Origin of the sequence: Mesorhizobium sp. 8, from assembly GCF_006351905.1 — a bacterium.
Lineage (GTDB): Bacteria > Pseudomonadota > Alphaproteobacteria > Rhizobiales > Rhizobiaceae > Mesorhizobium > Mesorhizobium composti.
In genome coordinates this window covers 1,744,809-1,765,380 of the sequence record NZ_CP040914.1, presented here as the reverse complement: position 1 = coordinate 1,765,380, position 20,572 = coordinate 1,744,809, and the positions used below count along the sequence as shown (strand labels likewise).

The 20,572-nt window shown below is 67.0% G+C and carries 18 protein-coding genes; 15 read left to right on the top strand and 3 right to left on the bottom strand.

Going from position 1 to position 20,572, the window contains the following annotated elements; genetic code table 11:
- Window positions 1-6 precede the first annotated feature (6 nt).
- Both FGU64_RS08525 and FGU64_RS08520 read right to left on the bottom strand, forming a co-directional pair.
- Window positions 7-915: an ABC transporter permease gene (locus FGU64_RS08525; protein WP_139952369.1), complete on the bottom strand. Its 909-nt coding sequence runs from the start codon at window positions 913-915 to the stop codon at window positions 7-9.
- Window positions 912-2,045, bottom strand: coding sequence for an ABC transporter ATP-binding protein (locus FGU64_RS08520; protein WP_139952366.1), 1,134 nt, complete (start codon window positions 2,043-2,045; stop codon window positions 912-914). The genes FGU64_RS08525 and FGU64_RS08520 overlap by 4 nt, the downstream gene beginning before the upstream one ends.
- A 161-nt stretch (window positions 2,046-2,206) precedes the next feature.
- Here FGU64_RS08520 and FGU64_RS08515 point away from each other — a divergent pair, with 161 nt between their 5' ends.
- On the top strand, window positions 2,207-3,319 hold the full coding sequence (locus tag FGU64_RS08515) for a spermidine/putrescine ABC transporter substrate-binding protein (protein WP_139952363.1): 1,113 nt from the start codon (window positions 2,207-2,209) through the stop codon (window positions 3,317-3,319).
- A gap of 67 nt (window positions 3,320-3,386) precedes the next feature.
- Window positions 3,387-4,241, top strand: a complete 855-nt coding sequence (locus FGU64_RS08510; RefSeq protein WP_139952360.1) for a MurR/RpiR family transcriptional regulator — start codon at window positions 3,387-3,389, stop codon at window positions 4,239-4,241.
- 7 nt (window positions 4,242-4,248) lie between these two features.
- On the opposite strand, the gene FGU64_RS08505 is transcribed toward FGU64_RS08510, so the two are convergent.
- Window positions 4,249-5,007: an IclR family transcriptional regulator gene (locus tag FGU64_RS08505; RefSeq protein ID WP_139952357.1), complete on the bottom strand. Its 759-nt coding sequence runs from the start codon at window positions 5,005-5,007 to the stop codon at window positions 4,249-4,251.
- 154 nt (window positions 5,008-5,161) lie between these two features.
- Here FGU64_RS08505 and FGU64_RS08500 point away from each other — a divergent pair, with 154 nt between their 5' ends.
- From FGU64_RS08500 to FGU64_RS08440, 13 genes are all read left to right on the top strand, one after another.
- Window positions 5,162-6,556, top strand: a complete 1,395-nt coding sequence (locus FGU64_RS08500) for a transaminase (protein ID WP_246671266.1) — start codon at window positions 5,162-5,164, stop codon at window positions 6,554-6,556.
- 3 nt (window positions 6,557-6,559) lie between these two features.
- Window positions 6,560-7,357, top strand: a complete 798-nt coding sequence (locus FGU64_RS08495; RefSeq protein ID WP_139952354.1) for an SDR family oxidoreductase — start codon at window positions 6,560-6,562, stop codon at window positions 7,355-7,357.
- Window positions 7,354-8,127 (top strand): SDR family oxidoreductase, encoded by a 774-nt coding sequence (locus FGU64_RS08490; RefSeq protein WP_139952351.1) that lies wholly within the window; start codon window positions 7,354-7,356, stop codon window positions 8,125-8,127. The genes FGU64_RS08495 and FGU64_RS08490 overlap by 4 nt, the downstream gene beginning before the upstream one ends.
- Before the next feature lie 52 nt (window positions 8,128-8,179).
- Window positions 8,180-9,850 (top strand): amidohydrolase, encoded by a 1,671-nt coding sequence (locus FGU64_RS08485; RefSeq protein WP_139952347.1) that lies wholly within the window; start codon window positions 8,180-8,182, stop codon window positions 9,848-9,850.
- The gene (locus tag FGU64_RS08480; protein ID WP_139952344.1) at window positions 9,837-10,958 is read left to right on the top strand and encodes a GTP-binding protein; all 1,122 of its coding nucleotides are present in this window, start codon (window positions 9,837-9,839) and stop codon (window positions 10,956-10,958) included. The genes FGU64_RS08485 and FGU64_RS08480 overlap by 14 nt, the downstream gene beginning before the upstream one ends.
- A gap of 28 nt (window positions 10,959-10,986) precedes the next feature.
- Window positions 10,987-12,171 carry an ABC transporter substrate-binding protein gene (locus FGU64_RS08475; protein WP_139952341.1) on the top strand — a complete coding sequence of 395 codons (1,185 nt, stop codon included), beginning with the start codon at window positions 10,987-10,989 and terminating at the stop codon, window positions 12,169-12,171.
- 64 nt (window positions 12,172-12,235) lie between these two features.
- Window positions 12,236-13,105 (top strand): branched-chain amino acid ABC transporter permease, encoded by an 870-nt coding sequence (locus tag FGU64_RS08470; protein ID WP_139952338.1) that lies wholly within the window; start codon window positions 12,236-12,238, stop codon window positions 13,103-13,105.
- On the top strand, window positions 13,092-14,807 hold the full coding sequence (locus FGU64_RS08465) for an ATP-binding cassette domain-containing protein (RefSeq protein ID WP_139952335.1): 1,716 nt from the start codon (window positions 13,092-13,094) through the stop codon (window positions 14,805-14,807). The genes FGU64_RS08470 and FGU64_RS08465 overlap by 14 nt, the downstream gene beginning before the upstream one ends.
- Window positions 14,804-15,505: an ABC transporter ATP-binding protein gene (locus FGU64_RS08460; protein ID WP_139952332.1), complete on the top strand. Its 702-nt coding sequence runs from the start codon at window positions 14,804-14,806 to the stop codon at window positions 15,503-15,505. Before FGU64_RS08465 ends, FGU64_RS08460 begins: the two co-directional genes overlap by 4 nt.
- A gap of 131 nt (window positions 15,506-15,636) precedes the next feature.
- Complete coding sequence (locus FGU64_RS08455) at window positions 15,637-16,665, top strand: BMP family protein (RefSeq protein WP_139952329.1); 1,029 nt, start codon at window positions 15,637-15,639, stop codon at window positions 16,663-16,665.
- Between the two features lie 201 nt (window positions 16,666-16,866).
- Window positions 16,867-18,357, top strand: a complete 1,491-nt coding sequence (locus FGU64_RS08450) for an ABC transporter ATP-binding protein (RefSeq protein WP_139955310.1) — start codon at window positions 16,867-16,869, stop codon at window positions 18,355-18,357.
- Entirely contained in the window at window positions 18,357-19,403 is a 1,047-nt protein-coding gene (locus tag FGU64_RS08445) for an ABC transporter permease (protein WP_139952326.1), read from the top strand. Before FGU64_RS08450 ends, FGU64_RS08445 begins: the two co-directional genes overlap by 1 nt.
- Window positions 19,400-20,344, top strand: coding sequence for an ABC transporter permease (locus FGU64_RS08440; protein WP_139952323.1), 945 nt, complete (start codon window positions 19,400-19,402; stop codon window positions 20,342-20,344). The genes FGU64_RS08445 and FGU64_RS08440 overlap by 4 nt, the downstream gene beginning before the upstream one ends.
- The last annotated feature ends 228 nt before the right edge of the window (window positions 20,345-20,572 follow it).

The following is a 20,572-nucleotide window of genomic DNA, read 5'->3' as shown; positions in this document are numbered from 1 at the left end:
CGGACCTCAGCGCAGCACGGGCGCGTCGTCGCCGCGACGCGCCTCGAAACGGATGTAGAAGAACAGGATCGCCAGCACCGCCGCCATGACCAGCATGGCGAGCGCCGCGCCGAACGGCCAGTTGCGGGCGCCGAGGAACTGCTGCTCGATCAGGTTGCCGAGCATCATCACCTTGGCGCCGCCGAGCACGGCCGGCACGATGAAATTGCCGAGCGCCGGGATGAAGACGATGATCGAGCCGCCGACGACGCCGGGCAGCGTCAGCGGGAAGATGACCCGCCAGAAGGTCTGGAAGCCGTTGGCGCCGAGGTCCTGCGAGGCGCGCACCAGCGACCAGTCGAGCTTCTCGACGCTGGCATAGACCGGCAGGAACATGAAGGGGATGAAGACGTAGACCATGCCGACGATGATGGCGCCTTCGGTGTAGATCAGTTCCAGTGGATGCGAGACGATGTGCAGGCCGGTCAGCACCATGTTGGCGAAGCCGGTCTTCTTCAGGATCAGCACCCAGATGAACAACCGCACGATCAGGCTGGCGAAGAAGGGCAGGGTGATGAGGAAGAGCGCGAAATTCTTCCAGCGGTCGGGCAGGCGGCTGATCTGGAAGGCGGCCGGGTAGCAGACCAGCAGCGTGGCGGCGACGGTGATGAGCGCTATCTTCAGCGAGCGCAGGAAAATGGCGATGTAGACGGGGTCGTAGATCTCGAAGTCGGGATTGGCGAAGCCGAGGATGCGGCCGTAGTTGTCGGGATAGAACGCCCATTCGGCGCCGCCGTAGAGGCCGGGCTCCAGGAAGGAGTAGACCAGCATGATGAGGAGCGGGCACAGGAAGAAGATGCCCAGGAAGGCCGTCGCCGGGCCGAGCAGGATGCCGAGTTGGCTGCGCCGGCGGCCGCGCAGGGTGGACGCGCTCATGCCGCCAACTCCGCTGCTGCCGGCGTGCCGTCGGCGGGCAGGAGGTGGACGGCGGCCGGATCGTAGCCGAGCCTCGCCTTGCCGTCGGCCTCGGCCGATGCGACGTCCGCCTGGCGGACGGCTGCGATGATGGCGACGATCTTGCGGCCGGACGGCGTGTGGCCGTGGATCTGGAAGTTGAGGCCGGTGAAGACGACCTGCTCGATGTCGATCCCGATCGTCGGCCCTTTCGCGCCTGCGCCGACCAGCGAAAACTGTTCGGGCCGGATCAGCGCCGTGGCGGCCGCGCCGTCGCCCGGTTTCCAGCCGCCCGAGCAGGCCGCCTCGATCCGCAGCCCGTCGGCGGTCGCGACCAGGGTGTTGCCACCGCTGCGCGCCGCCGTGCCCTCGAACAGGTTGGAGGCGCCGATGAAGCTTGCGACGAAGGCGTTGGTCGGCCGGTCGTAGACGGTGCGCGGGGTGTCGATCTGCTGGATCACGCCCTTGTTGAGCACCGCCAGCCGGTCGGACATGGTCAGCGCTTCCTCCTGGTCGTGCGTGACGAAAATGAAGGAGATGCCGAGTTCGGCCTGCAGGGTCTTCAGTTCGATCTGCATGGCCTGGCGCAGGTTGCGGTCCAGCGCGGACAGCGGCTCGTCGAGCAGGAGCAGCTTCGGGCGCGCTATGATGGCCCGCGCCAGCGCCACGCGCTGCTGCTGACCGCCGGAGATCTGGCGCGGCAGGCGGTTCTCCAGCCCCGCCAGACCGACCAGTTCAAGTGCGGCGCCGACACGCTGGTTGCGCTCCTTGCGTTCGGTGCCGGCTATGTCCAGCGCATAGCCGACATTGTTGCCGACGTTCATGTGCGGGAACAGCGCGTAGTTCTGGAACACGGTGTTGACGGGCCGCCGGTGGGGCGGGCGGTCGCTGACGTCGTCGCCGTCGATGCGCACCTTGCCGGCGTCGAGCTGGACGAAACCGGAGATGGCGTGGAGCAGCGTGGTCTTGCCGCAGCCGGAGGGGCCGAGCAGGGTGAGGAACTCGTTGCGCTCGACGTCGAGGTCGATGCCGTGCAGCGCCGTGATGGTTCCGCCTTCGGGCAGCGCAAAGGCCTTCGTCGCCCGTTCGAGCTGAACGATGTGTGCTCCCATGCGATCCCCACTTGCAGAATGTTATTCTGATATCTGTTGTTTATTTTCGTTACCTTGATATCATTAACATGTGAATGTCAATGGACGGGGTGCATCCCGTCGACGGGCGGGGTGCCGGCGGAGGACGTTGCGGCGATCCCGACCCTAGCGGAGGAGCGACTATGAAAAAGGATTACGGGACCGGATTCACGGTACCGGCGCGCGAGGGGCCGACGCGTCGGGCCGTGGTGCGTCGGCTGACGGGCATCGTCTGCGCCACGGCGCTGACCGCGGCGGTGGGGCTGTTTACGGCACCGGCCAGCGCGGAGGGGCAGCTCAACATCTACAACTGGGGCGAATACATAAATCCCGAGGTGCTGAAGAAGTTCGAGACCGAGACGGGCATCAAGGTCAAGCTGGACACCTATTCGTCCAACGACGAGATGCTGGCCAAGGTGCGCACCGGCGACACCGGCTACGACATCGTCTTCCCGTCCGTCTACATGCAGGACATCATGGCCAACCTGGACCTGCTGGAGAAGACCGACATCAACCAGTACGAGGGCTTCAAGAACATCGATCCGCAGTTCCTGCGGGCCAAGACCGACCCCAAGGGCGAATACTGCCTGCCCTATGCATGGGGCACGGTGGGCATCGGCTACAACCGCAAGGTGCTCGGCAAGGACATCACCGGCTGGAAGGACCTGATCGAGACGGTGAAGGCCAAGAACCTGAAGTTCGCCCTGCTCGACGACATGCGTGAGGTGCTGGGCGTCGGCCTGATCCTCAACGGCAAGTCGGTCAATTCCACCGATCCGGAGGACCTGAAGCAGGCCGCGCAGACCATCATCGACATGAAGCCCTACGTGGCGGCCTTCACCTATGAGAGCCGGCCGATGGTGTGGGCGGGCGACATCGCCGCCGCCCATTATTTCGTCGGCGCGATGATCGACGTGTTCCAGGACCCGAAGACGCTCGGCTATGTCATTCCCGAAGAGGGCGCGACGATGTACCAGGAGGACATCTGCGTTTTGAAGACGGCGCCGAACAAGGAAAACGCCAAGAAATTCCTGGAGTTCTACACGCGGCCGGAAGTGGCGGCGCTCAACATCGCCCAGCAGACCAACGGCACGCCGAACGTGCCGGCGCGCGCGCTGGAGCCCGAGAAGATCAAGAACTCGCAGGAGATCAACCCGCCGCAGGACGTCATGAAGCGGCTGCAGATCTTCGTCGATCTCGGCGCCGATATCCGCAAGTATGACCGCATGTGGACGACGATCAAGACGGCGCAATAACAACTTCAACCTGACGGCGCGGCCGGGGCCTCTTTGAAACCGGCCGCGCCGCCGAAGGATACGGCAGATGGCGAGAGACATTGCGGCGAAACTGAAGTCTCCCGACGCCCGGCAGACCAAATCCGACGTGCTGATCGCCAACTATATCGAGCGCAACCTGGCCGAGCTGCCGTTCGAGACGGCGAAGTCGATCGCCCAGAGCGTCGGCGTCAGCCAGATGACGGTCGGCCGTTATCTGCGCCGCCTCGGCTATGGCGGCCTCGACGAACTGAAGCGCGAGATGCGCCAGAGCGCCCATCGCACCGGCTGGCAGGTCAAGGGCAATTTCGAGCGGCTGCGCCGGGACGCGCGCGAGGGCAAGCTGATCGCGGCGCTCATCCAGCAGCAGATCGACGATCTCGGCCATATCTACGAGATCACCATGTCGCCGCAGTGGAACCAGGCGATCGACCTTTTGATCGGCGCCGAGGAGGTTTTCATCGCCGCCTACCAGAACGTGCGCGGCGTGGCGCAGTATTTCGCCAGCCAGCTTTCCTACGCGCGGCCGCGCGTCGAGTTCGTCGACGGGCTGAACGGCACCTATGTCGAGGTGCTGGACGGCAGCGTCGAGAACCGCTGCCTGTTCCTGTTCGACGTGCGCCGTTTCGCCAACAAGGCCCGGCCGCTGGCGGAGGAGGCGCGCGCGGCGGGCGTCAAGGTCGTCCTGTTGACCGACGACGCCTGCGTGTGGGCGCAGGACGTTTCCGACGTCGCGCTGGTCATGCCGGGCGCGCGCGGGCCGCTGTGGGACGGGGCGGCCATCACCGTGTCGCTGATGGACCTGATGATCTCCCACGTCATCGTCGAGCTCGGCGACAAGGTGAACCAGCGCGTCGACCGGCTGACCCGCCTGCAGGACGTGTTCGGCGACTTCGAAAGCTGAAAGACCGTCAGGGCGCCGGCAGCGGTTCGCCGGTGAGGCGGGCGGCGATCTCGCGCGCGGCGGCCATGACCGCGCCTGCCTGCACGGCCGCCGTGGCGTCGTCGACGCGCGACAGCGGCGAGGCGATGGACAGCGCGCCGAGGGCGTGGCCGTCGGCGCCGAGGATGGGGGCGGCGATGCTGTGCACGCCGTCCTCGTATCCTTGAGCGCTGCGCGAATAGCCGCGCTCAGCCGCCAGCCGGACCTGATCGGCGAGGTTGGCGCGATCCGTCAGCGTGTGAGTGGTGAATCTTTCCAGCGGCTTGTCGAGATAAGCTTCCGTTACGGCTGAACGGGAGAAGGCGAGGAAGGCGAGGCCGGACGCGGTGCCGTGCAGCGGCAGGATCTGGCCGGCGTTGACGTTGACGCGATTGGCCTTCGCCGACAGTTCGACATGCACGGTCAGCAGCGCGCCGCCACTGAATTCGGAGAGGTGCGCGGTCTCGCCGGTCGCGGCTGCCAGGTCCTTCATCACGGGTGCGGCGATGCGGGCGAAGGGGAAGTTGGCGTCGCGGATGCGGGCCAGCCGCGACAGGCCGGCGCCCAGCCGATAGCGCCGGCTTGCCGGCTCCTGCTCGATCAGCCGATGCGCCGCCAGCGCCACCAGCAGGCGCCGCGCCGTCGCCTTGTCGAGGCCGGCCCGGCGTGCGAGTTCCGACAGGCCGATCTCCGGCTCGGCCATGGTGAACAGTTCCAGCAGCGAGGCTGCCTTGCCGACGGTGCTCACTCCAGCGCCTCCATTCGATTTCGCGAGATAGTTCGCGTGTGAATTAACTTGACAGCGATCCTCGTCGCCGTCAGTCTGATGTACTATACAAAATAGTGGTTCAAATAGTGAACCTTTAATTTGTGACTGTTTCCGTCATCCGTGGGAGGAAGCGTTGACGGCAAGTGCCATGCAGCAGTCCGTGCCGGAGACGATCGATTGGCTGATCGATCGCGAGCAGGAGCGCTTCCGGCGGACCCATCCGCGCTCGTTCGAGGACTGGCGGAAAGGGCAGGCGCATTTCCTCTACGGCGGGCCATCGCACTGGATGCGGCGCTGGGCCGGCGGGTTTCCCGTCTATGCGGCCGAGGCGAAAGGCGCCCATATCCTCGACGTCGACGGCAACGCCTATGTCGATTTCGCGCTGGGCGACACCGGAGGCATGTGCGGCCACGCGCCGGAGGCGGTGACCGAGGCGGCGGTGCGGCAGCTTCGGCGCGGCACCACCATGATGCTGCCGACCGAGGACAGCCTCTGGGTGGGGGCCGAGCTCTCGCGCCGCTTCGGCCTGCCTTACTGGACGCTGACGACCTCGGCGACCGACGCCAACCGCGGCGCCATCCGCATCGCCCGCATGATCACCGGCCGGCCGAAGGTGCTGGTCTTCTCCGGCTGCTACCATGGCGGCGTCGAGGAGGCGCATGTCGAGATCCGCGACGGCAAGGTCGGCCTGCGCAACATGATCCACCCCAACGGCGTGAACCACGCCGCCGTCTCCAAGGTGGTGGAGTTCAACGACGTCGAGGCGCTGGAGCGGGCGCTGGCGGACGAGGACGTCGCCTGCGTGCTGACCGAGCCGCTGATGACGAATTTCGGCATGATCCCGGTTGCCGACGGCTTTCACGCGGCGCTGCGCGAAATCACCCGGCGCACCGGCACGCTGCTGATCATCGACGAGACGCACACCATCTCCAGCGGTCCCGGCGGTTATACGGCGCTGCACGGGCTGGAGCCGGACATGCTGGTGGCCGGCAAGGCGATCGCCGGCGGCATTCCGGCCGGCATCTTCGGCACCTCGCAGGCGGTGGCCGAGCGGCTGTGGAAAATCGTGCCGAAGGTCGATCCGCGCGTCCGGCAATCGGCGCATCTTGGCATCGGCGGCACGCTGGCCGGCAACGCGCTGACGGTGGCGACCATGCGCGCGGTTCTGGAGCATGTGCTGACGCCGGCCAATTTCGAGACGATGATCGCCAACGCTTCGCGACTGGCGGACGCCGCGCGCCATGTCATCGAGACGCATCAACTGCCCTGGCACGTCACGCAGACCGGCGCGCGCGCGGAAATCATGTTCATGCCGCGGCCGCCGAAGAACGGCGCCGAGGTGATCGCCAGCCGGCGCGGCGATCTGGAGACGCTGCTGCACGCCTTCTACATGAACGAGGGCATATTGGTGACGCCGTTCCACACCATGTTCCTGATGTGCCCGGCGACGTCGGCCGCAGACGTGGACCGCCACACGCAAGTGTTCTCGCGCTTCATCGATCTGGTGCGCGAAGCGGGCGTGGTCTGAGCGATGGCGAAGCCCTTCGATCTTTCCGGCAGGGCGGCGCTGGTGACCGGTGGCGGACGCGGCATCGGCGCCGCCATCGCCACGCGGCTGGCCGAGGCAGGCGCTTCCGTCGTCATCGCCAACCGTACGCTGGATGTCGCCGAGGCTCTGGCCGAGGACTTGCGCGCGCGTGGTCTGTCGGCGCGGACAGTGCCGCTCCCCGGACTTGGCCGAAGCGATCTCACCCGGCTGGTGAAGGACGTGGCGGGTGACAGAGAAAAACTCGATATCGTCGTCCACAATGCCGGCGGCTGTCCGTGGGCGACCATCGACGAGATGGACGAGGACAGGCTGGAGGAGGCACTGGCGCTCAACCTGAAGGCCTGCTTCTGGCTGGCGCAGGCGGCTGCGCCCGTCATGCGCGCCAACCGCTTCGGCCGCATCCTCGTCACTTCGTCGGTGTCTTCGCGGCAGGCGATGGGTGGCGGCGTCCACTATTCGGCGGCCAAGGCCGGCGTCAACGCCTTCATCCGGGGCGCCGCCTTCGAGCTCGCGCGCGACGGCATCACCGTCAACGGCGTCGAGCCGGGTTTTGTCGAGAAGCCGGGGCGCGGCACGATGAGCCGGCCGGAGACGATGGCGAAGATCGGCCGCTTCATTCCCGTCGGCCATTTCGGCGAGGCCGACGATATCGCCTTCGCCATGCTCTACCTCGCCTCCGAACAGGCCAAGTACGTCACCGGCCAGACCATCGTCGTGGACGGCGGGCTGGTGCTTCCCGAGACGGGCTTTGCCGTCGAAAACCAGTGGGGGCAGGCATGAGCGGCCGGCTTGCAGGGCGCACGGCGCTGGTGACGGGGGCTGCGACCGGTATGGGGCGCGCAACGGCAGAACTGTTCGCACGCGAGGGCGCGGCGGTCGTGCTATTCGGCCACGGCGGTCCGAAGCTCGCCGAAGCGGCCGCGGTTTGCGGCGGGATCGCCGCCCATGGCGACGTTTCCGAGGGTGTTGACGTCACTGCCGCCGTCGAAGCCTGCGGCGGGCGGCTGGATATCGTCGTCAACGCCGCCGGGCTGATGATCGAGGACGAGCCTGAAAGCGTGTCCGACGAGGACTGGGAGCGCAGCTTCGCCGTCAACGTCACCGGCGCGATGAAGGTGTGCCGCGCGGCTCTGCCTCTGCTCAAGCGGCAGGGCGGGGCGATCGTCAACATCGCCTCGGTCGGCGCCTTCAATGCCGCCGCGCAGAACGCCGCCTATTCGGCCAGCAAGGCCGCACTCGTCTCCTACACCCGCAGCCTCGCCTTCGCGCACGGGCCGGACGGCATCCGCGCCAACGCGGTGGCGCCGGGCTGGGTGCGCACGCCGATGAGCGAACAGGAGATGCGCGAGTCGGCAGCCCGCAACGGTTCGACGCCCGAGGCCGAGTTCGCCGCGCTGACGAAGCGCATTGCGCTGAGGCGCGTGGCCGAGCCGGCCGAAATCGCATCGTGCTGCCTGTTCCTGGCGTCGGACGAGGCATCCTTCGTCACCGGCGCGGTGCTGGTGGCGGACGGCGGCGGCAGGCCGCCGACACAGAACAGGGCGGTGTGACGGCGCAGGAGGAGCGCCGCACAAACCGGAAGATCGAGGGAGGAGTTCGAGCATGTCCAGCACGCCAGCCGCCGCCGATCTCGTGGTGCTGAACGGCCGTGTCTATACGGTCGACAGCGCGCGCTCCTGGGCGAACGCCTTCGCCGTGCGCGGCGGGCGCATCATCGCGGTGGGCGACGAGGCGGCGGTGCGCCCGCTCGTCGGCGAGGGAACTCGCGTGCTCGACCTCGAGGGCCGCATGGCGATGCCGGGCATCGTCGATGTTCACACCCACATGATGATGGGCGGGCAGGCGGCGCTGTTCGAGCTGCGCATCTCCAACATGGAGCGCCGCGACAGCATTTTGCAGAAGGTGCGCGCGGCGGCCGAGAAGACGGCGGAAGGCAAGTGGGTGATCGGCGCGCAATGGGGCAGCGACCTGATCGCCACGATCAACACCGAGGAGTCGCTTCGCCTGCTCGACGAGGCGAGCCTCGGCCGGCCGGTGCTGCTGCGCGACGACACCTATCACAACCGCTGGGTCAATACGGCGGCGATGCGGCTCGCCGGTGTGACCGCCGCCAATGCCGACCCGGAACAGGGCAGCTTCGGTCGTGACCCGAAAACCGGCGCGCTGACCGGGCTGATGATCGAATCGGCTTCCGGCATGATCGAACGCGCCATCGTCTCGTCCGGCCATTACACTGACGAGATGGACCGCGCGGCTATGGCGCATTCCATCGCCACGCTGAACGAGCACGGCGTCACCGCCTTCCTCGACGCGGCGGCCATGCAGCCGGTGATGGCGGCGCTGAAGGGGCTGGACGATCGCGGCGAACTGACCGCCTGGGCGAGTGCGGCCATGCCGGTGACGGAACCCTCCTTCATGTTCGGCATCGCCGGCGAGGAGCTTTTCGCGCTGCGCGAGACGTTCCGCAGCGCCCATGTCAGGCCGGACTTCACCAAGGTGTTCCTCGACGGCGTGCCGGGCGCCCGCACCGCCGCCTTCCACGAACCCTATACGCCGGACCCGGTGTTCGGCTGCTGCTTCCGCGGCACGACGCTGGCCAGTGTGCCGGAACTGGTGCGCTGGGTCGGTCGCTGCGAAAAGCTCGGCCTGTCGGTGAAAATCCACTGCGCCGGCGATGCGGCCGTCACGCAGGCGCTGGACGCCATCGACGTGGTGCGCTCCTTCAACGGACCGACGAAGCTTACCCACCACATCGCCCATGCCAGCTACATCGCGCCGGGCGATATCAAGCGTTTCGCCGAACTCGGCGTGGCGGCGGACCTGTCGCCCTTCATCTGGTATCCGACCGCCTTCCTCGAAGGCCACAAGCAGACGATGGGCGTGGAGCGCGCGACGCGCTTCTGGCCGAACCGCGACCTGCTCGCTGCCGGCACGCTGATGGCCGGTGGCTCCGACTGGCCGGTCATCCCCAATCCCGACCCGTGGAACGGCATGGAAGGGCTGGTGACGCGGCAGAACCCATCCGGCGATTTCGCCGGCGAATCGCTGTGGCCGGAGCAAGCACTGGATATCGCCACGGTGCTAGAAATCTTCACCATCAATTCCGCTCGCGTGATGGGCCTCGACGGCACCATCGGCTCGCTGGAGATCGGCAAGTCGGCCGATTTCATCGTGCTCGAGCGCAACGTGCTGGAGGTGCTGTCCGACGAGATCGCCGACACCAAGGTGCTTTCGACATGGTTCGAGGGGAGGCAGGTCTATGAGCGAGGCTGATGCCGTCAAAATCCCTGTCACGGTGCTGACCGGGTTTCTCGGCAGCGGCAAGACGACCCTGCTCAACCGGCTGCTGCGCCGCCCCGCCATGGCGGGGGCGGCGGTGATCGTCAACGAGTTCGGCGAAGTCGGGCTCGACCACCTGCTGATCGAGGCGAGCGAAGAGCAGTTCACGCTGCTCGACAACGGTTGCGTCTGCTGCACCGTGCGCGGCGATCTGGTCGAGACGCTGAAGGAACTGGAGCGCAGGAGCCGCGCAGGCGAGACGCCGCCGTTGCGCCGTGTCGTCATCGAGACGACGGGGCTGGCCGATCCGGCGCCGATCCTGCACACGCTGATCGCCGAGCCGGAGCTTGCGGCGCGATTCCGCGTTGGCGGTGTCGTCACCACCGTCGATGCGATGAATGGGCTCGCGACGCTGGGGCGTCATGCCGAAGCGGCAAAGCAGGTCGCCGTCGTCGACCATCTGCTCGTCACCAAGACGGACCTCGCTTCGCCGGAAACGGTGGAGGCGCTCGGACGGCGACTCGATGTGCTGGCGCCGACCGCCAGCCGCGGCATCGCCAGCAACGGCGAGGCGGATTTCGAGGCGCTGGACGCGCTGGCCGGGGATGAGACCGGTAAGCGGGAGCGGCTGGCAGCCTGGCTGGAAAAAGCGGCCGTATTGCCGGTGCATGGGCTGATGCATGAGCATGGCCATGCCGGCCATGATTGCGGGCCGGACTGCGACCACGATCATTCCCACCATCATCATCACGCGCACGACCACGGCATCTGTTCCTACAGCTTCGTCATCGACGAGCCGGTGGAGTGGGCATCCTTCGCGCGCTGGCTGGACTACGTCGCCATGCTGAAGGGCGAGGACATGCTGCGCATGAAGGGGCTGGTCTGCCGCGCCGACGACCCGGCGCGGCCGATGGTGCTGCATGGCGTGCAGCATGTGTTCCATCCGCCGGTGCGGCTGGATGCATGGCCGTCCGCCGATCGCCGCACGCGGCTGGTGTTCATCGTGCGCGGCATCGCGCGCGAGATGATCGCGACGACGCTGGTGAAATTCGCCGGCATCGGGGCCGGCAGCATCGATCCGCCGGCCCGGTCGGCGGCTTGAGGGCAGAAAAGCAATGGGAGAGTGCGACATGACATGGAAATCAAGCCTTCTTGCGGCGTCGCTCGCCGCCCTTGGCCTCGGCGCGATGGCGGGGACCGCCTCGGCCGCCGGCCCGATCTGCAGCGGCGGCGCCATCAAGGTCGGCGCCGTCTCGACCATCACCGGTCCGGCCGACTTCAGCGAGGTGCCGAAGGCGACGCAGGCCGCCTTCGACGCGGTCAATGCCGCCGGCGGCATCAACGGCTGCAAGATCGACTACACCATCGCCGACGACAAGGCGGACCCGGCCGTGGCGGCGCAGGCGGCGCGCGACCTGATCGACAACAAGGAAGCGGTGGCGCTGGTCGGCTCGGCCAGCCTGCTCGACTGCGCCGTCAACGCCGCCACCTATGCCCGCAAGGACATCCGTTCCATCCAGGGCCTCGGCGTGGACGCCGCCTGCTTCTCCTCGCCCAACATCGCGCCGGTCAATGTCGGTCCGTTCACGCTGACGACGGCGATGGGCTACTACGCCACCAACGTGCTCAAGGCCAAGAAGCTCTGCGCATTCTTCATCATCATCGGCGGCACGCAGGAAGCCTACAAGAAAGGCATCGAGGACTGGGAGAATATCTCCGGCCAGAAGATCCATCTGCTCGATCTCACCCTGCCGTTCCAGGGCGATCTGACGCCCTATGTCATCAAGGCGCACGACGCCGGTTGCGACACGGTGCTGACCAACCAGGTCGAGCCGCAGGTGGTGCAGCTCATCAAGACGGTCGACGCGCAGAAGATCACCGGCATCAACTGGCTGTTCCTCGCCCCCGGCTACACCGAGCAGGTCGCGAAGGCGCTGGCCGACTCGCCGCAGCCGATCTATGCCGGCACCGAGTGGGAGCCCTACACCGAGACGGACTCGGCGGCGAATGCCGAATGGATCGCCGACATGAAGAAGGCGAACCGGCCGCTCACCGCCTTCTCGCAGGGCGGTTATCTCGCCGCGCAGATGTTTCTCAAGGTCGTCGGCGGCATCGACGGCGAAGTGACGCGCGACAGCGTCAACGCGGCTCTGCTGAAGATGCAGCCGATCTCCAATCCGCTCGCCGGTTCGCCCTATGTGTTCGGCGAGGCCAAGACGCATTCACCGATGCGCGCGACCAAGGTGATGAAGCTCGACAAGGGCAAGTGGACGGTCGAGACGAAGGACTGGGTGCATCTGCCCGACGCCAAATAGGTTCCCCGGTTCCTCCTCGGGTGGCGGCAGCGTCCGCCGCCCGCTTTTTCTCACAGGACGGGTCATGGACGCATTGCTTACATCCGCGGTGGCGGGACTGACGGCAGGAGGCACATACGCTCTCCTCGGCGTCTGTGCCGTCTTCACCTACCGGCTGGTTTCGGTGGTCAATTTCACCGGTGCTGCGATCGGCACGGCAGGGACTTTCGCGCTGATCGCGCTGACGGAGGCGGGCTATCCGACCTGGCCCTCGGTATTCGCCGGTATTCTCGTCGGCACCTTCGTCGGCGTCGCCATCGGCACTATCATGACCCGCTGGTTCGCCGAATCCAGCGCCTCGACCAAGGCGGCCGTCACGGTCGCGCTGCTGGTCGGGCTGATCGCCGTAGGCTTGCGGCTGACCGGCGGGCAGCACCCGCATGTGATGCCGGAGCTTTTCCCCGGCTCGGCCTTCCGCATGGCCGGCGTGGAAGTGACCTTCGCCTCGGTGCTGACGATCGGGCTGGCGGTGCTGTTCACCGTGCTGTCCGACCTGTTCCTGAACCGCACGCACGTCGGCCTGCATCTCAGGGCGCTGTCGGACCGGCCGATGGCGGCCGAACTGCTCGGCGTCAAGGTGCAACTGCTGTCGCTGCTGGTGTGGGGGCTGACGGGCGCCTTCACCACCTTCGCGCTGATGATCATCGCGCCGCAGCGCTCACCCAATTTCATGACGCTCAGCCTGCTGGTGGTGCCGGCGCTGGCGGCCGCCCTTGTCGGCCTGTTCCGCAGCTTCTGGCTGACGCTGGCCGGCGGCATCCTGCTCGGCGTCATCGAAGGCATGGCGAGCACGGTGGATTCGATCAGCCAGTACCGCAGCGCCATCCCCTTCCTGGTGGTGCTCGCCGTGCTGCTGTGGTCGCAGAGGGAGGCCCGCTGGGATGACGCGCGCTAGCCTCAGAGCCTCGCTGGCGCTCGTCGCCGCCCTTGCCGTTGGCGGCGCGGCGGTCGTCGGCCTGTTGCCGTCCTACTGGGTGTTCCTCGCCACTTCGGTGCTGATCACCGGTGTGGCGCTGCAAAGCCTCGGGCTGGTGGCCGGCCGCACCGGCATGATCGCGCTCTGCCAGATGTCGTTCGCCGGTGTCGGCGCCTGGACGGTCGGCTATCTCAATCTGGCGGAAGCGCCGGGCGGGCTCACTGTGTGGATCCTGCTCGGCGGGCTGGCGGCGGTGCCGTTCGGCGTCGCCATCGGTCTTCCCGCGCTGAGACTGCGCGGCATCAACCTCGCCATCGTCACGCTGTCCTTCGCCACCGCCTTCGATACCATCCTCGCGACCATCACCTATCCGGGGCAGACGACCTTCCTGCAAGTGCCGCGCCCGGCGCTGTTCGACAGCGACGGCGGCTATTTCGTCTTCGTGCTGATCGTCTATGCCGTCATCGCGGTGGCGCTGGAATTCCTCGCGCGTTCGCGGCTCGGCGCCTCGTGGCTGGCGGTGCGGCATTCGGAACGCGCGGCCGCCGCGCATGGCGTGAGCATCGCCGCCTCGAAACTGTCGGCCTTCGCCATCTCGGCCTTTATCGCCGGCATTTCCGGCGGGTTGCTCGCCGGTTATCTCGGCACGCTGGTGGCGGAGAATTTTTCCATGATGGCCTCGCTCAGCCTCTATGCGGTGGCGGTGATGACCGGCGCGCATTTCGCCGAAGGCGCCATCATCGGCGGCTTGCTGGTGGTGATGTTTCCGGAAATCCTGCGCCGCTTCGACCTGCCGCAGGACATCGGCAACGTGCTGTTCGCCATCGGCGCAACCCAGGCGCTGTCGACCGGCGAGACGATGAGTGAGACGTTCCGTCGGCTGGCCCGCAAGCTCAGGCCGGCGCGGCGGACCAAGACCGTGGAAACGACCGGGGCCAGCCTGCCGTCACCGGCCGCCCATGCGGCATCGGTGGCACTGGAGATCGACAACCTTAGCGTCCGCTACGGCTCGGTGGTGGCGCTGGACCACGTCAACCTGAAGGTTCCGGCCGGCACCGTGGCCGGGCTGATCGGCCCCAACGGCGCCGGCAAATCCACTTTTATCGACGCGGTGGCGGGTTTCCTGCATCACTACGAGGGTAGTGTGAAGCTGGCCGGCGTGGCGCTGGAGGGCCGGCCGGCGCATCTGCGCGCCCGCGCCGGCGTGCGTCGCACCTGGCAGACCAACCGCATCGCGCCGGAACTGACGGTCGGCGGCTATCTGAACCTCGCGGCGAAGGGACTAACGGAGAGCGAAATCAGGGCCGTCCTCGACTGGCTCGATTGTCCCGACCCGGAGGTGCCGGTGACGACGGTCGATGCCGGCACGCGGCGCCTGCTGGATGTCGCCGGCGTCGTCGCCGCGCGACCGGCGGTGGTGCTGCTGGACGAGCCGGCAGCGGGGCAGTCGCATGAGGAGTCGGTGCGGCTCGGCCAGCGGATCGCTGAGATTCCAAAACTGTTCGGCTCGGCCGTGCTGCTGGTCGAGCACGACATGGACCTCGTGCGCTCCGTCTGTTCCGAAATCACGGTGCTGGACTTCGGCAAGGTCATCGCCTCCGGCCCGCCGTCGAAAGTGCTCGGCGAGCCGGTGGTCAAGAAGGCCTATCTCGGCATCGAGGAAGAGAGCGTGGCGGCATGAGCAGGCTCGTCGTTTCCGATCTTTCGGTCAATCGTGCCGAATTGCCGGTGGTTTCGCAGGTGAGCCTGGTCGCCGAAAGCGGGGCGATCAGCGTGCTGCTGGGTGCCAACGGCGCCGGCAAGACGACGCTGCTGGAAGGGCTGTCGGGGATCATCCCGGTCGCCGGCGGCAGGATCGAGCTGAACGGACGGGAAATCCAGAAGGCAAGGCCGGGCCTGCGCTCGCGCGAGGGACTGGCGCATGTGGAGCAGGGGCGCACGGTCTTTCGCCAGTTGACGACGGAGGAAAATCTTAAAGTGGGCCTCAGCCGGGAGGCGGAAATGGCACAGGCCTACGACCTTTTTCCCGAGCTGGTGCAGCGCCGCGCGGTGCGGGCTGGCCTTTTGTCTGGCGGCGAGCAGCAGATGCTGGTCATCGCGCGCGCCCTGCTGACGCGGCCGAAGGTGCTGCTCATCGACGAGATGTCGGCGGGGCTTGCGCCGGTCATCGTCACGCGGCTGATGAACGCGGTGCGGCGGCTTGCCGACGAGGGGCTGGCCGTCCTGCTGGTCGAGCAGTTCGCGGCCCTTGCGCTGTCGATCGGCGACCGCGCCTATGTCATGCGGCGCGGCCGCATCGTCTACGACGGCGCGTGCAAGGCGCTGGCCAGGACGCCGGACGAACTGCACCGGCTCTATCTCGGCACCGAAGCAGCTTAGACGCCGGACCCGGCCAAACTGGACTCGCAAAGCATGGTTTTTGACCATGTGGACAAAACTTTAGCCGCGATCCATAGTCGCCCGGCGGCCCCGCAGAAGGACGCGCCGCGAATCCAAAAGAGGGTCGAACGATGGACAATAGGATGAGGGGCAAGGCGCTGCCGGCCGGATTGTCGCGGCGCGAGGTGCTGGGGCTGGGCGCCGCCGGCATGGCGGCGCTGGTTCTGCCGCGCTGGGCGTTTGCCGCCGACGAGAAGGTGAAGGTGGCGGCGATCTTCGCCACGCCGATCGAGGAGCCGTGGGACCACCAGATCCACGTCGCGCTGCAGAAGGCCGAGAAGGAGCTCGGCATCGAATACAAATGGTCTGAGAAGGTGCAGACCGCCGATTTCGGCCGCGTCATGCGCGAATATGCACAGGGCGGGGCGCAGCTGATCATGGGCGACGCCTTCGCGGCCGAGCGCGAATCGCGCCGCACGGCCAAGCAGTTTCCCAAGACCGCCTTCCTGTTCGGTTCGGGCGCCGGGCCGGCCGAGCCGAATTTCGGCGTCTTCGACAACTGGATCCATGAGCCGGCCTACCTGTCGGGCATGATCGCCGGCAAGATGTCGAAGTCGGGCACGGTCGGCGCGGTCGCGGCGATGGGCATTCCCGAGGTCAACCGGCTGGTCAACGCCTTCTTTGCCGGCGCGCGGGAGGTCAACAAGGACGTCAAGCGCAAGGTCACCTTCATCGGCTCGTTCTTCGACCCGCCGAAGGCCAAGGAGGCGGCCATCGCGCAGATCGACGCCGGTGTCGACGTCATCTACGCAGAGCGCTTCGGCGTCATCGAGGCGGCGCAGGAAAAGGGCGTGTTCGCCATTTCGAACATGTCCGACCAGTCGAGCCTGGCGCCGGACACCGTCATCACCGGGCCGGTGTGGGACATGTATCCGACCGTCGAGCAGGCGGTGAAGCTGGTCAAGGCCGGCGTCTTTACTGCACAGGACTACGGCGACTTTTCGCGCATGGCCAAGGGCGGCTCGTCGCTGGCGCCCTATCACAAGTTCGACGAGAAGCTGCCGGCGGACGTCAAGGACATGGTCGAGAAGAAGAAGGCCGAGATCCTGGAAGGCATGTTCCGCGTCGATGTGGATGAAAATACGCCGACCTCGGATTAGGCACCGTTCCTCCTTCTCCCCGTTCACGGGGAGAAGGTGGCCCGAAGGGCCGGATGAGGGGCGGCGCGAACCTCGGACCGCTTGTACCGCCCCTCATCTGCCTGCCGGCATCTTCTCCCCGTAAACGGGGAGAAGGGGGCTGCCCGAACGTTCGGCTTCCAACTTGGACTCCCCGTGACCACACCTATTCCCCTCATCGAGATGCGCGGCATCTCCAAGAGCTTCGGCCCGGTGAAGGCCAACGAGGGCGTCGACCTTGCCGTCGCGCCGGGTGAAATCCTCGGCCTGCTGGGCGAGAACGGCGCCGGCAAGACGACGCTGATGAACATACTGTTCGGCGCCTACCAGCCGGACGCTGGCGAAATCCTTGTGAATGGCAAGCCGGTGAGCATCCGCAATTCGGCCGATGCGCTGGCGGCCGGCATTGGCATGGTGCACCAGCATTTCCATCTCGCCTCGCGGCTCACGGTTCTGGAAAACCTGTTGATCGGCATTCCCGGCAAGGGCGGCCGGCTGGACCGCGCCGGCGCGCTGGCAAGACTGGACGAGATCGCCCGCAGTTACGGCCTGCGCCTCGATCCCGACCAGCCGGTGTCCGCGCTCTCCATCGGCGAACAGCAGCGGCTGGAAATCATCAAGGCGCTGTTTCGCCGCGCGCGGCTGCTGATCCTCGACGAACCGACGGCGGTGCTGGCGCCGAGCGAGGTGGACGGGCTTTTTTCCGCGCTGCGGGCGATGGCGGCACAAGGGCTCGGCATCATCTTCATTTCGCACAAGCTGAACGAGGTGCGCGCGCTCACCCATCGCTGCGTCGTGCTCAGGCACGGTCGCGTTGCCGGGCGTGTCGACGTGCCGGCCGAGACGACGGCGCTGGAGATGGCGCAATTGATGTGCGGCCACGAGATCGTGCCGCCTGAACGTGGCCCTTCCGTGCCGGGCGAAGTCGTGCTGTCGCTCGATGCCGTGTCGACAGCCGGCCATGGCGGCATGCCGCTGCGCGCCGTCACGCTTGCCGTGCGCGAAGGCGAGATCGTCGGCATCGCCGGCGTTTCGGGCAACGGCCAGCGGGCGCTCGCCGATGTCGTTTCCGGCATGCTGAAGCCGCAGTCCGGCACGATGGAGATCGCCGGAAAGCGTGTCGCGGCCTTTACGCCGCGCGAGGTGCAGGCGCTCGGCCTCGGCCGCATCCCCGAGGACCGGATGACCACCGGGCTGGTAACCAACCTGCCGCTCGCCGATTCCATGGTGTTGCCGCGCATCGGCACGGAAGCCTTCTCAGCCAGGGGGCTGCTGAAACCCGGCGCCATCGTCGCCTTCGCCGAGGAGCAGATCGAGGCTTTCGACATCCGCTGTCCGGGGCCGATGGTCCGCGCCGGCGCGCTTTCGGGCGGCAATCTGCAAAAGGCGCTGCTGGCGCGCGAGCTTGCCTTCGACCCGAAGGTGCTGATCGCCGCGCAGCCGACGCGCGGCCTCGACATCGGCGCGGCGCGCTTCGTGCACGAGAAATTCCTGACGCTCAGGGCCAGGCGCTGCGGCATCGTCGTCGTCAGCGAGGACCTGGAGGAACTGCTGGCGCTCAGCGACCGCATCGCCGTCATGTATGAGGGTCGCATCGTCGGCGTTCTCGATTCAGCCGAGGCCAGTGTTTCGCGGCTGGGCATGCTGATGAGCGGGGCAGGGGGGAGCGCCTGATGCTGCGTCTGGAAGCCCGGCAAAGGACGCCGGCATGGCTGAACCTGACCATGCCGCTGGTCGCCATCGCGGTCACGCTCGTCCTGTGCAGCGGCCTGATCGTGCTGGCGGGTGCCGGCGTGGCGGACGCCTATGGGGTGATGTTCAAGGCTTCGCTCGGCGACAGCTACGCGATCACCGAGACCTTGGTGCGCGCCGCCCCGATGATTTTCACCGGCCTTGCGGTGACGCTGGCCTTTCGCGCCAAGTTCTGGAACATCGGCGCCGAGGGCCAGCTTCTTGCCGGCGCGATGGCAAGCTGCTTCGTCGGCGCCATCCCGATGCCCGGCCCGCTCGCCATGCTTTTGATGGCGATTGCCGGCGCGGCGGCCGGTGCCGCAGTGGCGCTCATCCCGGCGCTGCTGCGCGTCAGGCTGAAGGTCGACGACGTGGTCAGTTCGCTGCTGCTCAATTCGATCGTCTTCTATATTCTGATGGCGCTGATCGAGGGGCCGTGGAAAGACCCCTTCAGCGGCTATCCGATCTCGCCGCCGATCGAGGATTCGGCCGGCCTGCCGGTACTGATCGAAGGCACGCGGCTGCATCTCGGCGTGCTGGTGGCGGTGCTGGCGGCACCTCTGGTCTGGCTACTGATGTCGCGCACGGTTCTCGGCTTCCGCATCCGCGTCACCGGCGAGAACCCGGAGGCGGCGCGCTACGGCGGCATCGACGTGCAGCGTGTCATCGTTATCGCGGCGCTGCTGTCCGGCGCGCTGGCGGGCCTGGCCGGCGTCGGCGAGGTCGGCGGCGTGCACTTCCAGGTGATGAGCGACATTTCGCCGGGCTACGGCTATTCCGGCATCGTCATCGCCATGCTGGCAAGACTCAACCCGCTCGGCGTCGTGCCGGTCGCCATCTTCCTCGCCGCGGTCATGACCGGCGCGGAGGCGATGTCGCGCGCCACCGGCGTGCCGGCCTTCCTCAGCGACGTCATCCAGGGCACGGCGCTGCTCGCCATGCTGGTGGCGCTGCTGTTCACCGCCTATCGCATCCGGAGGAGCGCATGAGCGCGGTGCTGGAACAGGTCTTCCAGGTCGGCTTCCTCGCCGCCATCATCCGCATCGCCACGCCGCTCGCCTTCGCGACGCTGGGCGAGATGTTCTCTGAGCGCGCGGGCGTGCTCAACCTCGGCATCGAGGGTATCATGCTGCTCGCCGCCATGGCCGGCTTCACCGGCGCCTATTTCTCCGGCAGCCTGTGGGTCGGCGTGCTGGCGGCGGTCGCGGCCGGCGCGCTGATGGGCGCGCTGCATGCGCTTTTCACCGTCGTGCTCGGCCTGTCGCAGCATGTCTGCGGCATCGGGGTTACGCTGTTTTCCTCCGGCCTCGCTTATTTCCTCTACCGGCTGGTCTTCGGCCAGCAGTCGGTGCCGCCGAGCATCAAGGGCTTCCAGCCGGTGCCGATCCCGATCCTGTCCGACATTCCGGTGCTCGGGCCGGCGGTCTTCAACCAGTTCACGCTGGTCTACATGGCGATCCTCGCCATTCCGCTCGCCGCCTTCATCCTTTACCGCACGCCATGGGGACTTTCGGTGCGCATGGTGGGCGAGAACCCGCGCGCCGCCGATTCGGCCGGCGTGTCGGTGATGGCGACGCGGTTCCAGGCCGTCGTGCTGGGCGGCGCGCTGATGGGGCTGGCCGGTTCCTTCCTTGTCATGGCGCAGTTCAACGCCTTCACCTTCGGCGTCGTTTCCGGGCGCGGCTGGGTGGCGATCGCACTGGTGGTGTTCGGCCGCTGGGACCCGTGGCGCTCGGCGGGAGCGGCGCTGCTTTTCGCCTTCGTCGACGCCCTGCAGCTTCGCTTGCAGGCGGCGGGGCTCGGTCATATCCCCTATGAAGCCTTCCTGATGCTGCCCTTCGTGCTCACCATCGTCGCCATGGCCTTCATGTCGCGCAACGCGGTGGCGCCGTCGGCGTTGCTGAAGCCGTTCCGCCGCGAAGAACGCTGAGAGCCGTTTGGAAATTCTACTCCGGCGGTCATCTGACGGCGTTTTCTGCGCTTCCGTTGCTCACGGACCCAATGTCCGCTGCGCTACGGTTCTCGAAACCACCGCCATATGGCTCGCCGGAGCGAATTCCCGAACGGGCTCTGAGGCGTCTTTTCGCACCTTTGCCTTGTTGTCATGGGCGCGGGCTGCGGTTAGGAAACCAGGATGAGTGTTGTCGGCATGCCTGCT

Bases quoted from the DNA above. Each gene is read 5' to 3' on its own strand.
- FGU64_RS08515 (WP_139952363.1), top strand. From the start codon at position 2,207: ATGAAAAAGGATTACGGGACCGGATTCACGGTACCGGCGCGCGAGGGG.
- FGU64_RS08450 (WP_139955310.1), top strand. From the start codon at position 16,867: ATGCGCGGCATCTCCAAGAGCTTCGGCCCGGTGAAGGCCAACGAGGGC.
- FGU64_RS08440 (WP_139952323.1), top strand. From the start codon at position 19,400: ATGAGCGCGGTGCTGGAACAGGTCTTCCAGGTCGGCTTCCTCGCCGCC.
- FGU64_RS08460 (WP_139952332.1), top strand. From the start codon at position 14,804: ATGAGCAGGCTCGTCGTTTCCGATCTTTCGGTCAATCGTGCCGAATTG.
- FGU64_RS08525 (WP_139952369.1), bottom strand. From the start codon at position 915: ATGAGCGCGTCCACCCTGCGCGGCCGCCGGCGCAGCCAACTCGGCATC.
- FGU64_RS08465 (WP_139952335.1), top strand. From the start codon at position 13,092: ATGACGCGCGCTAGCCTCAGAGCCTCGCTGGCGCTCGTCGCCGCCCTT.
- FGU64_RS08495 (WP_139952354.1), top strand. From the start codon at position 6,560: ATGGCGAAGCCCTTCGATCTTTCCGGCAGGGCGGCGCTGGTGACCGGT.
- FGU64_RS08480 (WP_139952344.1), top strand. From the start codon at position 9,837: ATGAGCGAGGCTGATGCCGTCAAAATCCCTGTCACGGTGCTGACCGGG.
- FGU64_RS08470 (WP_139952338.1), top strand. From the start codon at position 12,236: ATGGACGCATTGCTTACATCCGCGGTGGCGGGACTGACGGCAGGAGGC.
- FGU64_RS08445 (WP_139952326.1), top strand. From the start codon at position 18,357: ATGCTGCGTCTGGAAGCCCGGCAAAGGACGCCGGCATGGCTGAACCTG.
- FGU64_RS08510 (WP_139952360.1), top strand. From the start codon at position 3,387: ATGGCGAGAGACATTGCGGCGAAACTGAAGTCTCCCGACGCCCGGCAG.
- FGU64_RS08520 (WP_139952366.1), bottom strand. From the start codon at position 2,045: ATGGGAGCACACATCGTTCAGCTCGAACGGGCGACGAAGGCCTTTGCG.
- FGU64_RS08490 (WP_139952351.1), top strand. From the start codon at position 7,354: ATGAGCGGCCGGCTTGCAGGGCGCACGGCGCTGGTGACGGGGGCTGCG.
- FGU64_RS08455 (WP_139952329.1), top strand. From the start codon at position 15,637: ATGGACAATAGGATGAGGGGCAAGGCGCTGCCGGCCGGATTGTCGCGG.
- FGU64_RS08485 (WP_139952347.1), top strand. From the start codon at position 8,180: ATGTCCAGCACGCCAGCCGCCGCCGATCTCGTGGTGCTGAACGGCCGT.
- FGU64_RS08475 (WP_139952341.1), top strand. From the start codon at position 10,987: ATGACATGGAAATCAAGCCTTCTTGCGGCGTCGCTCGCCGCCCTTGGC.